Raw genomic sequence first — 12,561 nt, 5'->3', positions numbered from 1 at the left:
ACATGGCCGCCCGGCTGGACATCACACAGCCGGCGTATGCACAACAAGAAAACAGCCAGCGCTTGCGCAAAGCCACACGCGACAAAATTGCCGCTGCCCTGGGCATATCAACCGCACAGCTCGATTTCTAACCCGCCGAGGAGCCCGATACATGGGCCGTTTGCCAGGCATTCGCCATTGCCTCTTCCAGTTTTATACGCACGCATACGTACTTCCCGTGGCTGCCCCCAGAGAATGTTTGCCTTCATACTCTAAGAACCGATTCGTCGTAGTTGGTACGGTCAAATAAACACAAATTTGTGTTAGAATTAGGGTATCCTAGTGCGCTATCGCATCTTTCAATGGATCGACCCGCGCACTAACGAAGGCGCTTGGTCGGCCACATACGATCGTCTTGGAGACATCGGCCAAGCAACGGCCGACACTCGTGTCTTATATCTTCGAGACCAGGCTCCACCGATGTGGGTTAATCCTCATGCACGCAGGCTGGCGTGGCACGTAAACCCCGACTGCAAAGACATCTATGAAATCAGGTTCAAAGCTAACAACGCCCAGCAGCGGCCTATGGGCTACTTTGGGCCCTGCCCAGGAATCTTCACCATCGTCCTCTGGGCAACACACAAAGGCAAACACTGGAGCCCGAGGGGTTTCTGCCGCATTGCAAGAGAGCGATGGCAAGCAATTCAAAACGGCACCGCAAAAAGCCTTGAGGTCGAGATCGACTAAATCCAGCAAGCGCCTTGAACGCTTGCGCTCCAAGGCTTACCGCTCGTCCATGGCGCAAGAGAACGCCATGACACGTATTGCGATCCAGGTTCGCCTGATGCGGGAAAAGGCTGGTCTGTCCCAAGCGGAACTGGCGGAACGAATCGGTACAAAACAAGGCGCCATAGCGCGCCTGGAAAGCATGGCTTATGGGAAGTTCTCCATGGCCACGCTTCATAAAGTTGCCGATTTTTTCGATGTGGTCGCTTGGGTAGAGTTCGTACCTTTTTCAACCCTGCTGGCACGCACGTCCGACTTATCTGCCGAAGCCCTTACTCCGGCCGCCTACTCGGAAGAGTTTGGCGATGCAAAGCAGCCGCGCGGGTCCTGACGCTAATTTTCTGGCTGGTCAGCGCTTGCGCGAACTGGTCATGTTTTCGCGTATGCGGTTAAGCAGGTAGTGCAGGGTTTCCTGCTCGTCCATGCTTAGTCCGCGCACGGCGCGGGTATAGATTTCCCAGGCCAGCGGCAGCACGTGGCGGAACTGTTCTTTGCCGGCGGGAAGTATCTTGATGGCCACCATGCGGTTGTCTTGGGGGTTGGGCAGCCGGGCCACATAGCCCGACCTTTCCATAACAGTCAAAGCTCGCGAAAGCGTGGCCTGGTCGACGCCGGTATAGCGGCCCAGGGCGCTGACACCCAGGCCGTCGGTTTCCGTTAAAAATGCCAGCACCCGCCAGTGCAGCAGGGTCATGCCCTCGCTGCGCAACACTTGCTGGAAGTCGGCGTTAAGCGCGGCGGTGGCCTGGTTCAGCACATAGGGCATGAAAGTGTCATGCCCCAGGTACGGCGGCGCCTCTGCGTCCAGTCTGCGTGCATGAAGCTGCTTAACTTTGGTATTGGCCACGTCCATTTTCGCCCTTCTTCTTTGTGTTCATTTGTATTGCCACAATGCGCGCGCCCCTTGTACCAACATTCGCCATGGCCACGCTGTAGTGTGCTTTGGCCCTGCCTGAGGGCGCGGCCCACCCTTGAGGCTGCCGCGGTTGGGCGTATGTTCGATCTGTGCCAGATTTCACTGTGCTTGCCTTCATCCGGAATGATCCACCTTGCGCTGAACGAAGCCGATGAAGCTGTTAAGCGCCAGGCCCACGGCGCAGATCCACACCAGGGGTACGAACATGTCCAGCGTGCGGTAGGCACGCGCGGCGACGGTAAGCGTGTGGCCCAGCCCATCGGTGGAGGCGATCATTTCCGCCAGGAAGACGACGACGCAGGCGATGACGCTAGCCACACGCACACCGGCCAGCACGGTGGGCACGATGGCCGGCAGGGTCACCTTCCAAAGGCACGCGGCGCGGCTGGTGCCGGCGGCGCGGGCCGACCAGATAAGCTTTTGATCGACGCTGCGGGCAGCCGCCCAGGTGGCCATCAACACGGGGAACAACGCATCGGCCACAATGAGGGCGATTTTGGAGGAGTTTTCGAAGCCCAGTATCAGTATCAGCGCGGGGTACAGGGCGATCTTGGGTATCGGCGCAAGCAAGCGCACCAGGGCGTCAAGCACGGCGGCGGCAACACGCGACAGCTGGGCCGCCAGCCCCAGCACCACGCCCAAGACAATGGCTATGGCCAAACCCGCCACCAGCCGATACAGGGTAATGCCAAAGTGCTGCCAGAACTCAGCGGCCGAGGCCAGTTCAACCATGCGCGCGGCAATAGACGTAGGGGCCGGCAACAGTTGCGGCTCGACCCAACCCATGCGGCAGACCAGCTCCCAGATGATTAGGGCGGCCAGCGGCGACAACAGCCGCTTGAAGCCGGAAAGCCGGCGCCACTGCACGGCGGCGCGGGGGCCGGCCGGCATCAGATTGCCTGTGGCGGAGGCCGGCCTATTCATGGGCTTCTCCAGTTTGCGGCGCACGCCCTCGACCTGTTCTTGTTCGCCTTGTAGCCGGCAAGCGCAGCACCGGATTCGTACCTGGACACAATTGCCGGTTCGCAGCCCAACCAGGCCGAAGGTGGAATGAAGCCGGGCTTTCTGTACGCGTACTCGATGTGGCACGTAAGGTTCATGTTGCTCCAGTTTGCTAATGCAGGGACGAGCCGGCGGATGTGTCGGCCCAGTGCGTCAGATAGCGCCGCACTCGCTCGAATATCCAGTCCAGCACGAAACCCATCACCGCCAGAACGAGTATTACCGCGTACACCGTGGCGTACTGGGCCATGTCCATGGAGGTGAACAACAGGTTGCCCACCCCCTCTTGGCGCGCGATCATTTCAGAGGACACCATCACGATCAGCGCCATGACAACGCCCACCCGGCAACCGATAAGAATCTCGGGCAGCGCGGCCGGCAGCACGATACGGAAGAGGCGCTTGATGGGGCCCATGCCCATGGCCTGGGCTGTCCAGACAAGTTTTTTCTCGATGCGGCAGGCGCCCTGGTAGCTGTGGAAAAGCACGGGCAGGCTCACGCCCATGGCAATGACAAGTATCTTGGAAAAGCTGCCCAGGCCGAACCAAAGCATCAAGATCGGCATCAAGGCGGCTTTTGGCATGGGGTAGGCCAGCGACACCAAGGGATAGAAAATGTCGTACACCGCCTTGCTGCGCCCCATGGCCAGGCCCAGCGGAATAGCGAACACCAGCGCCCAGACATAGCCGGCGAACATGCGCCCGGTCGACTGCGCAATGGCCCAGATGGCGTTCGGGTCGAACACGATGGCGGGCAGTTCTTTCAGGGCCGTGATGGGCCCCGGAAAAGAACTGAAGCCCATCAACCGGGACAGCGCCCCCCACGCCAGGCCCAACAGCACGACCGCCACCAGGAAAGCCAGGGCGGGGCTCTCGTACCAGCGAAGCGATCGCTTGGCCTGGCTCATGCGGCAACCTCGCCGACCAGCAGGTGTTCAAGGTGGATAACGTATTCTTGATAGCGCGGGCAACGCAGCAGCTCGGCGCGTACGCGCGGTCGCGGCAGGTCGATGTCGACGATCTCTCGCACCGTGCCCGGCGTTCCGCTAAGCACCACCACGCGGTCGGACAAGTACACCGCCTCCTCCACGCTGTGCGTGACGAACAGCACGGTGTTCTTCAGTTGCTCCCACAAGCCCAGCAGGCCGGTTTGCAGCTTGATGCGGGTATGGGCGTCGAGCGCGCCAAAGGGTTCGTCCATGAGCAGGATGGCCGGCTCGTAGGCCAGGGTGCGGGCGATGGCGGCGCGCTGGCGCATGCCCCCCGAAAGTTCGCGCGGATAGAAATGGGCGTAGTCCTTGAGCTTGACCTTGTCGAGCCAGTGCATGGCTTTTTCTTCGGCCTGGGCCTTGGCCACGCCCTGCTCGCGCAGGCCGTAAGCCACATTGCTGATTACGGTCTTCCAGGGGAACAAGGCATATTCCTGGAACACGGGGCCGCGATCGGGTCCGGGCTTGTCTATGACCCGGCCGTCGACCTTGACGCTACCCTCGGTGGCTTGCTCGAACCCGCCCACAATGTATAGCAAGGTGCTTTTGCCGCAACCGCTGGGGCCAAGAATGGAGACGAACTGGCCGTCGGGCACCTGCAAGGAGATATCGCGAATGGCGGTATGCTCGGTGCCCCGGGCGGTGTGGAAGGTTTTGCCAAGTTGTTCGATACTGATCATGCGATCTGATCCTTTAGCGGCTGGAAATAAAACCGCGCAGCCTATGCCCGGCCCGGCGTCGCGCCCCTATCAAGGTTGAGGCTAAAGCGACGCCGGGTGCAAGGCTTGTTACTTGATTGGCGCCATAATGTCTTCGCGCACGAAATTGCCCACATCAACCGGCTTGGCCAGGAAACCGGCCCTGTGCTGCAAGGTGATGGTTTCCTGAATGGAATGCAGGTTGGGCGCCATGTCGGGGGCATGGGCAAAGTCTTTCTCGGTGAACAGATACTTGTCGAGCAGCTCGGCCGGCGCGCGCGTTATCTCGGAAGCCACTGCCACGGCCAGGCTGCGGTCTTCAAGCAGCTTCGACATGGCAAGCTGCAGGTCTTTCACATAGGCCTTTACCACTTCGGGGTTCTTGTCGGCGTAGGTTTTGCTGCAGGCTTCGAAAATCTGCACGGTGGGCGACTGCACCTCGGACAGCGCGAACAGCTTGCGGATGTCGCCCTTTTCTTCGGCCAGCAAGGCAAAAGGCTGTACCAGCGCGCCGGCATCGACTCGGCCCGAACGGATGGCGTCAGCCGATGCGGGGAAACCGGTTTCTACGATTTTCACGTCTTTTTCTGGATCGATGCCATTCTGCTTAAGCCACAGTATCATCTGAAAGTACACGCCCGAGCCGTAGGCGTTGGTGCCTATGACCTTGCCTTTAAGGTCTTCGGCGCTTTTGATCGGGCCGTCTTTTTTCACCGCCCAATAGGGCGAGAAGTAGCCTTCTTCTTCGTGCACGTGCTGGGCGACGATGTAGCTTTCGAGGCCGCTTTCAATGTAGCCCTGGGCCATTGACAGCGGCGCCATGGTTGAACAATCGAGCACGCCTGCCCGCATGGCCTGAACCATGGGCGAGGTGCCCTGGAACTGCGACCATTCAATCTTGTAGGTTTTGCCTACCTCGGGGAAGAGCTCGGGGCGCTTCATCATTAGGTACTTGGCTTCTTCGGCCGGAATCGTCCAGCCTACGCGGATGGTGGGGACGTCTTGCGCCTGGGCCGGAGCCAGGACTGCGGCTGCGCCGATTGATATCAACAACGCCTGCATGATCTTGTTCATTGTCTAGTTCCCTTTCTCGTCGTTGGAAATAGCGCTTTTGTTGTCGAGGCCGAAGTGCCTGAGCATGCCCAGGGTTCGCGCCAGCACGTCGCGCCGATATGCTTCTAGGTCGAGCCCCTCGTACGAATAAAATCCGCTCGCCGACCGCAAGCCCACTTTGCCTTCCTGCATATACCGGCGAACAACATCCGGCATGGCGTAGCGGTTTGCGTCGAGGTTTTTGGCAAGATAATTGTTGGCGTGATACAGGATGTCGTTACCGCCGTAATCGATGAATTCCAGCACGCCGATGGCGGCAAACCGGAAGCCCAGACCATGGCGGGTGGCCAGGTCGATCTGTTCGGGTGTGGCCACGCCTTCTTCAACCATGCGGGCGGCTTCGTTCATGACCAGTGTTTGCAGCCGCGGCACGATGTAGCCCGGGCTGCACGCGCAACGCACGGGCACTTTGCCGATGGATTCCAGGCTTTTCAGCAGGCGGTCCACCGCGTCGGGGTCGGTGCCCTCGTGGGGGCTGACTTCAACCAGCGGAATGATGTACGCCGGGTTCAGCCAGTGGGCGTTCATGAAACGCTGCGGGTTGCTGACCATGGGCGCCAGGTCGGACGCCAGCATGGTCGAGGTGGTGGACGCGATAAGCGCCTGGGGGCTGGCCAGTTCGCTTAGCCGGCCCAAGGCGTCTTGCTTGGCCTCTAGAGTTTCGGGCACGCCTTCGAAAATGATCTGTGCTTTGGCCAGCACGGCGGGGGCTTCTTCAAGCGCGTGCAGCGATATTTTGTTCAAGTAGCCGTCGATTTGGCTGGCGGAAAACATGCGCAGGTCGGCCAATTGGGCAAGCGTAAGCCGCAACTCGCGGAAGACGCTTTGCCGCAATTCTTCGAAGGCCTGCTCGTCGCGCGGCTTGAAGTCGACAATGGCCACGGCGTGCCCGCGCATGGCATAGGCCAACGCAATGCCGCGCCCCATACGGCCGGCGCCCAGGGCGACGATGGGCGCGTATGAATCGCCGCCGGGCGTGCCGGCCTGGGATGGCACGGTTGCGGTTGAGGCGCTTGTTGCGGTGCTCATGATTTGCCCTGTAGAAGCATCTGGCGCATTTCTTCGACCGAGAGCTTGCTAAGGCCCAGTGTGCCAAGAGTGCGTTCGCCCTGGCGTAGATCTTTGCCCAGGATGCCGCCCGCAATGGCGAGCAAGCCTTTGGCAACCGGCGCGTCGCAGCCGACCCAATCGGCCACCGAGGCCATCAGGGCCAGGCCAAGCACTGTGTCTTCTGTCATGTAGCGGTGGGTGTAGAGGTCGATGTGCTCGCGCCAATCGCCCGAGTCGACCAGTTTTTTATGCGAGTCGCCGTACATCCATTGGTCGTTTTCGTAATGGTCCGACAGCGGAAAATGCGGCGCCCCGTAGCCAATGGCTTCGCGGATGGCGATGCGCTCGTTGTCGAGCGCGGTGGTAACAGCGCGTACCGCAGGCTGTGTGCCCTCGTTGTGAATATCCCATTCGGGAAAGTGCTGCAAGGGCGCGGCGTTCATCATGATGAGAGGCGGGTGGATGATGGGCCCGGCGTTCATCAGGGCGCCCGACAGGGCGTCTTCGCAGGGCTCGATGCTTGGAAAAGCCTCGGCGATGACCTGCATGGCATGGTCGGCGCGACGTGCGGGGTACACGCCGGTGGGCAAGCGCGTGGCGCGCATGGTAATGGCCACCGTATTGGGCCCGTGCTTGCGCGCCAGCCACGGCAGGGTACCGGTTTCGGCCCAGGCAACGTCAGCCGTGCAGCCCAGTTCGCGGACGGTTTCGCTCATGATGTAGCTGCCGAAAGTGCCCGGCGGCAGGAAGACGACCTGACCGTCTTTCAAATGGGGGGCCAGCGCGCGGGCAATATCTTGCTGTGCGATGGCGGGCGACGGAATCAGAATAAGCTGGGCGCCGTTGATGGCCTCGCCGATATCGGCGGTTGCCTGGTCAATGATGACCTGGCGTTCGCCATGATCGTCTTTCAGGAAGATGGTCGACGATTCAAGCACCGGCTTCAGGGCGTTTGCGTCGCGCCGCCATAGGCGTATGGTGTGGCCCTGTTCACTTAAATCGGCCGCCGCCGCATAACACCCGTGGCCGCCGCCAAGTACCGCAATCTCCATGCCCTGCCTCCGTTGAAAGGCCGCTATTAACCGGCCCGCAACGACGCTTCGATAAAACTCAACCAACCGCTCGAGGCGTCGCTTCATTTATCTATGCACTTGCATATACCTACGTACACTAAAGAAATAAAAGGCAGCGCGCAATGGGAAATTGCGTGGGGATTTCCCTGATAGGCAGGTGAAAGAGAGGTTGCAAATTGGAGCCCTTTGCCGCGCCGCGCCTATGAGACGCCAATGAAAATGGCTTGGCGCAACTTGTGGCGTCAAGGTTTTAATTTAGCCAAGGCCTTGACCCCGGCTCCTCCCGCCAGATACTGAGCAACTATTCGGTGACGGAATGTCGCATCGTACTTCGTCATGAAAAACACCCCAAAGGTTGGATTTATGTCCAACTTTTGGGGTGCAGTTCAGTTCTAGATGCCGTTTTTTGATGCGGTTTTTGTGGCCGATTTAGATGCTGATTTCGATATCGATTTCGATGCAGTTTTGCTCGCCGTTTTGCCGGCGACTTTCGGTTTTGGGGAAGCACTGGCCGCAGCTTTAGCAACAGTTTTGGCGGGTGATGTCGAGGTGCTTGCTTCTAGTTGCTCCATCCACGAAAGCGTCTCCACATAGGAGAGGAAATGCTGCAAATAGGACGGTGAGATCTCCTGCATTGATATCAGGGCACGGTGGATAAGCTGGGTCGAGTTCAAGGGGCCGGCGTTTTCGGGCACCTGCTGCCGAGCCTGCTGAAGCCGCAGGCCGGTGCTGAGCCTTTCCCAGGTTTTCTGAAAGTACTCGATTTCGGGCGGTTCGCCCAGCGTCTTATCGTCTATTTTTTTTCCTGGCGCCAGGCCGGACATGTAGACAAGAAGTTCCGCCAAGGGGCCGGCGCCGACTTGGGAATCGCTGCCGGGCCTGGGCAGACCCTGGTCTTTGTCCTTCTTGTCCTTAATCATTCGGTTTGTGATTTTCAAGTGTTTCTTGTGGGCCGCCCTGCTGTGTCTCCTGTGTCTGCTCTGCGTGGCGCGACTGAACGGTCTGAGCGCTCTGCACGGCAAGTGTCGGGGCGGGCACGGGCGAGATTTCCACGCGTCTATTGCGGGCGCGGCCGGCCTCGTCGACGTTGGAACTGATGGGCTGCTCGGAACCGAAAGCGGCGGCGAACACTTTTGAGGCTGGGATGCCCGACTCGATCAGTGCCCGGGTGACTGTCAGCGCGCGTTGGGCGGAAAGCTCCCAGTTGTCGGCGAAGCGGCGGTTGTCACCGTGTATGGCCTGATCGTCGGTAAAGCCGCTTACCATCAGCGCCTGATCTCCATTGTGCAGATAGTCGGACAAAGGCTCGACCAACGACTCCAGCACCTCGCGGCCTTCGTCCTGCAGTTGGGCGGAGTTCAAAGCAAACAGCACGCTTCCGCTGATGCCGATGCGGCCGTCCACCAAGGTGACGCGCCCTTCGGCCAGCGGCCGGGCCAAGGCCTGCTCCAGCGTCTGGCGGCGCTCGGTTTCTTCTTGTCGCTGCTGGATTTCTTCTTCCAGCCGGTTCGACAATTGCAGTTGCATGGCGATGACGCCCACCAAGACCAGCACGAAAGCACCCAGCAACACCGACATCAGGTCGCCGAAGACGGCCCAGACAGGTGTGGTTGAGTCTACGCCGGATTCGATGTCGTCTCTCATGCCGGTCTTGCGCCTTTCGATCCATTGGCGTCGGCGGCCTGCTGCAATTGCTCGAGAATCTGCTTTTGAGACAGCAGGCTCAAGTCGACCACTTCGCGCGCCTGGGCGACGTAGTAGGCAAGCTGCTCATCGCTGCGCGTAATGGATTTGCCCAAGGTTTCTTCGACCCGCTGTAAATGCTGCATCAGCGAGGCGCTGGATTCGCCAAATGACTGCACGGCCTTGCCGAAGGTGTCGCCAAGGTTGGCGATCTCGATGGCACTGCCGCTAACCTGCGAAGCCATATAGCCCAGTTTTCCAGCCTCTGCTTCGACCTTGTCGGTAACCTGCGTGCCAATGCGATCCAGCAAGCTGGAAGAGCTTGTGAGCAAGGCGTCGACCGCCGTGCGCTGTTCATTGGACGCGTGATTGACGGCGTCGAGCAGCGTGGCAAGCGTTTCAAGCAAGCGGCCGCGCTCTTCCAGCATGGCATTGTCGCGCGCCATGCTGTCTGAAAGCTTGTCGCGCACCTCGGCCACCACTTCGGCCGCTATCTTGGGCGCTTCAGAGGCGGCCGTGATCAAGCGTTCGATCTCGGCAATGGTGCGGACGGCATGTTCGCCCGTCTGCGTGGCGATTTCGCCGGCGGTATGTGCCAGCGTGTCGCACACTTCTTTTTGCATGCGGGCGGTGGTTTCAGCGGTTTTCCGCCATTCATCGCGCACCGCGGCGGTGGTGGCTTCAAATGCTTCGGCCCACGCGGCCAGGCGCTGTGAATCTTGCGAGCACATGGCGTCGCGCAGAGAGTCATTCGACTCACCCACCTGTCGCACCAGCGAGGCCGCGTGCTTTTCCAGCGAGGCGATCGCGCCGGCCAGCGCCTGCTGGTTATCCGCTGCGAGCTTCTGGCTTGCGCTTTGCTGCTGGGTCATGGCCGTGCCCCAGCCATCCGCAAGCTGCGTACTGGTCTCTTCCAAGCGTGCGGCAATGCTGTCCACCAAGGAAGTGGAACGCTGCTCAAAAGTTGTCGTTAGCGCAACCAGTTGCTGTTGCACCGACTCTTGTATGGCTTTTTGCAGCGCGACATTCTCGCGTGCGAGCCCGGCAAGAGTCGCCTCGACCACTGGCTGAATCGCCAAACCCGCCGCGCGGGTCGCTTCCGTTAAGCTGTTCTTCAAGGACTGGTCCAGTGAAGAGGCCAAGCCTGAATAAGACGCTTCGGTTGAGGCGGCCAGCTTCGAGTGCACGGTTTCCGCCGACGTGATCAGCCTGGAATAAGCCAGCTCGGTGGTGTCATGAAACGCTTCCTGCTGTGCAGCCAGTCGTTCGCTCAAGGCTTGGCCGTGCTGTTCCAGCGCTGAATAAGCCGTCTCGGCCCTGGATTGCAGCGCTTCCTGACTGGCAGCGAGACGCTCACTTAAGGCCAGCGTGTGCTGCTCTATCGCCGCCAAAGCCGCCTCATTCTTGGCGTCCTGCGCCTCTTGGCCGGCAATAAAACGCTCGCTCAAGTTCTCGTTTTGCTGCTCTAGGGCCGCCTGCCGGGCATCGCTCTTGGCGTAAAAAGCTTCCTGGCCGGCGACCAGTTTATCGTTCAGCGCTTGGCTGTGTTGCTCCATGGCGGTTAGCATCGCCTGCAAGCGGTCGACCACCAGGGGCAGCGCCTGCGCCTGCTCTTGAAGCAGCCGCACGCTTTCTTCACGCTGATGCGCCTGGGAATAGACACGCAGTGTATCGGCCGCGCTAGCATCGAGCCTTCGCGCGGCCCGCGCTCGATCGCGTCTGCACAACGCCGACAGCAGCCCTAGCATGGCGGACGCGGCCACGCCGGCCACCGACGTGCCAAAGGCAAAACCCAAGCCGGTTATTGGGGCGGCCAGCGATGCCCGGATCGCTTGAAGGTCGGTGGCGTTCTCTAGCGCCAGCCCCGTTCCACGCAGGGTGGCGACCATGCCCAGGAAGGTGCCCAACATGCCAAGCAACACCAGCAAACCGACCAGGTAAGGTGTAAGCGACGGCCCCGGCAACCCCACCCGCTCGCCTTCCACCCGCGCCCGCGCCGCATCGCGCAAGCTTGGGTCTAACGTGGAAAGCCACTGCGCCAGGCTGGCCGGCGTCTCGGATAGCCCTTCCAGCGCACGGTCAAGCGTATGCGTAGCCTGCTGGTAGCGATACAGCTCAAGCGCCCCCAATATATAGACAACGGCAATAATCGCCGTCACCGCCAAGGCTAGCGGGCTCAAGGCCACATAGCCCATGCCCACCCAACAAACAACCGCCAGGCCTGCAACAAACGCCAGAAAATAAAGGACTCGGTTCATAAAGTATTTTGTTCTATTGAAATCGCGGATAACATCCCTTCCACAGGTTGCAGGCGAAGGTCCAATTCTGCCCGCATCACCTGGCCCATGTCGTGACGGAAGGTATCCAGCCAAGCACCCGCTCTCGCATCCGGTAAAGACGGATCATCTCGTGCCTGGGCGCCGGACTCCTCCCTGGCTGCTGCCTGGCTATCGTGCCGCAAGCGCTCGAAATGGCTCTCAAGCAGACGCGGCACACCCATTAGTAGCCGAAGCTCGTGCTCGGCCAGCGCCTGCTCCATCGCCGCATCCATCGCCGCCAGGCGCGCCGACTCGAGCGACCGTGCCGCCAGCAGGCCGCGCAGATGGCCGCGCAAAGCGGCAATGCCGCTTTCCATCTTCTGTTGGAGCAAAGAATAGCGTCGGCGATACGATGGGAAATCAACGTCTCCCATTACCTTGGGCGCACCACGGAACTGCCTGCGCTGCAAGGCCGGCACAGCCGCCGGTGGAGCCACCGCCGCCGCAATCGCCTGCTCCAGCGTGGCCCGCACCCGAGTGTATTCGGCCCTGGCCAGCTCGATGACATCGATTATGTCGGCATTGCCATCGGAGCCGCCGGCGCCCGCGCCTGCACCGCGCTGCACCGCCGAAGACGGCGCGGCGGCATTCAGCACCTTGGACAACTGTATTGACTCCGCCCAGCCCAGCCACTCATCCAGCCGAGCCGCGGGCGGCTGCCTAGGCTCAGTCACTTCGACCCGCGCCAAACGAGAAAGCAGGCGCACGAGCGCCGGACCACTAAAGCTCGTACGCCGCGGCAGTTCTGTAACCATGCCTACCTGCGTCGAAAACCGATGATTTTACGTCAGCACCGGAAGTGATGGGAAGTTAGATTACCGTCACCCACCACGATCAGTAGGCCCGCCATCAGTTCCAGAGCAATGAGCGGATTGCAATCCTATTGAGTGGTTCCCAATAATCGCCGATTTTTAGTTAGGATATATCTGGACATTAGCGTATATTGAGAACGAGC

General features: G+C 60.3%; 12 protein-coding genes and 1 pseudogene. 2 read left to right on the top strand and 11 right to left on the bottom strand.

Annotated elements, in window-relative coordinates:
* Together ACIY1O_RS07900 and ACIY1O_RS07895 are read left to right on the top strand one after the other, a co-directional pair.
* Positions 1-131: pseudogene (locus tag ACIY1O_RS07900) on the top strand (helix-turn-helix domain-containing protein); the annotation flags it as partial.
* A 662-nt stretch (positions 132-793) separates the two neighbouring features.
* On the top strand, positions 794-1,096 hold the full coding sequence (locus ACIY1O_RS07895; protein WP_397474548.1) for a helix-turn-helix domain-containing protein: 303 nt from the start codon (positions 794-796) through the stop codon (positions 1,094-1,096).
* Positions 1,097-1,114: 18 nt separating this feature from the next.
* Here the strand turns inward: ACIY1O_RS07895 and ACIY1O_RS07890 are convergent, their stop codons facing one another.
* The 11 genes from ACIY1O_RS07890 to ACIY1O_RS07840 all read right to left on the bottom strand — a co-directional run bounded on the left by ACIY1O_RS07890 (position 1,115) and on the right by ACIY1O_RS07840 (position 12,361).
* A complete protein-coding gene (locus ACIY1O_RS07890) occupies positions 1,115-1,618 on the bottom strand; it encodes a MarR family winged helix-turn-helix transcriptional regulator (RefSeq protein WP_397474547.1) in 504 nt (167 codons plus the stop codon).
* 177 nt (positions 1,619-1,795) lie between these two features.
* Positions 1,796-2,605 (bottom strand): ABC transporter permease, encoded by an 810-nt coding sequence (locus ACIY1O_RS07885; protein WP_397474546.1) that lies wholly within the window; start codon positions 2,603-2,605, stop codon positions 1,796-1,798.
* A gap of 190 nt (positions 2,606-2,795) precedes the next feature.
* A complete protein-coding gene (locus ACIY1O_RS07880) occupies positions 2,796-3,590 on the bottom strand; it encodes an ABC transporter permease (protein WP_397474545.1) in 795 nt (264 codons plus the stop codon).
* Positions 3,587-4,351, bottom strand: a complete 765-nt coding sequence (locus ACIY1O_RS07875; protein WP_397474544.1) for an ABC transporter ATP-binding protein — start codon at positions 4,349-4,351, stop codon at positions 3,587-3,589. Before ACIY1O_RS07875 ends, ACIY1O_RS07880 begins: the two co-directional genes overlap by 4 nt.
* Positions 4,352-4,459: 108 nt before the next feature.
* Positions 4,460-5,443 (bottom strand): ABC transporter substrate-binding protein, encoded by a 984-nt coding sequence (locus ACIY1O_RS07870; protein ID WP_397474543.1) that lies wholly within the window; start codon positions 5,441-5,443, stop codon positions 4,460-4,462.
* 3 nt (positions 5,444-5,446) lie between these two features.
* Entirely contained in the window at positions 5,447-6,511 is a 1,065-nt protein-coding gene (locus tag ACIY1O_RS07865) for a 3-hydroxybutyryl-CoA dehydrogenase (protein WP_397474542.1), read from the bottom strand.
* A complete protein-coding gene (locus ACIY1O_RS07860) occupies positions 6,508-7,584 on the bottom strand; it encodes an NAD/NADP-dependent octopine/nopaline dehydrogenase family protein (protein WP_397474541.1) in 1,077 nt (358 codons plus the stop codon). Before ACIY1O_RS07860 ends, ACIY1O_RS07865 begins: the two co-directional genes overlap by 4 nt.
* Positions 7,585-7,997: 413 nt before the next feature.
* Positions 7,998-8,543 (bottom strand): DUF2894 domain-containing protein, encoded by a 546-nt coding sequence (locus ACIY1O_RS07855; RefSeq protein ID WP_397474540.1) that lies wholly within the window; start codon positions 8,541-8,543, stop codon positions 7,998-8,000.
* On the bottom strand, positions 8,518-9,249 hold the full coding sequence (locus tag ACIY1O_RS07850; protein WP_397474539.1) for an OmpA family protein: 732 nt from the start codon (positions 9,247-9,249) through the stop codon (positions 8,518-8,520). Before ACIY1O_RS07850 ends, ACIY1O_RS07855 begins: the two co-directional genes overlap by 26 nt.
* On the bottom strand, positions 9,246-11,546 hold the full coding sequence (locus tag ACIY1O_RS07845) for a DUF802 domain-containing protein (RefSeq protein WP_397474538.1): 2,301 nt from the start codon (positions 11,544-11,546) through the stop codon (positions 9,246-9,248). Before ACIY1O_RS07845 ends, ACIY1O_RS07850 begins: the two co-directional genes overlap by 4 nt.
* On the bottom strand, positions 11,543-12,361 hold the full coding sequence (locus ACIY1O_RS07840) for a DUF3348 family protein (protein ID WP_397474537.1): 819 nt from the start codon (positions 12,359-12,361) through the stop codon (positions 11,543-11,545). Before ACIY1O_RS07840 ends, ACIY1O_RS07845 begins: the two co-directional genes overlap by 4 nt.
* Positions 12,362-12,561: the final 200 nt, after the last annotated feature.

Source organism: Pusillimonas sp. (assembly GCF_044464525.1).
Taxonomy (GTDB): Bacteria; Pseudomonadota; Gammaproteobacteria; order Burkholderiales; family Burkholderiaceae_B; genus Pusillimonas.
Note: the sequence above shows the minus strand (reverse complement) of the source record. Positions and strands in the feature narration are given on the sequence as shown.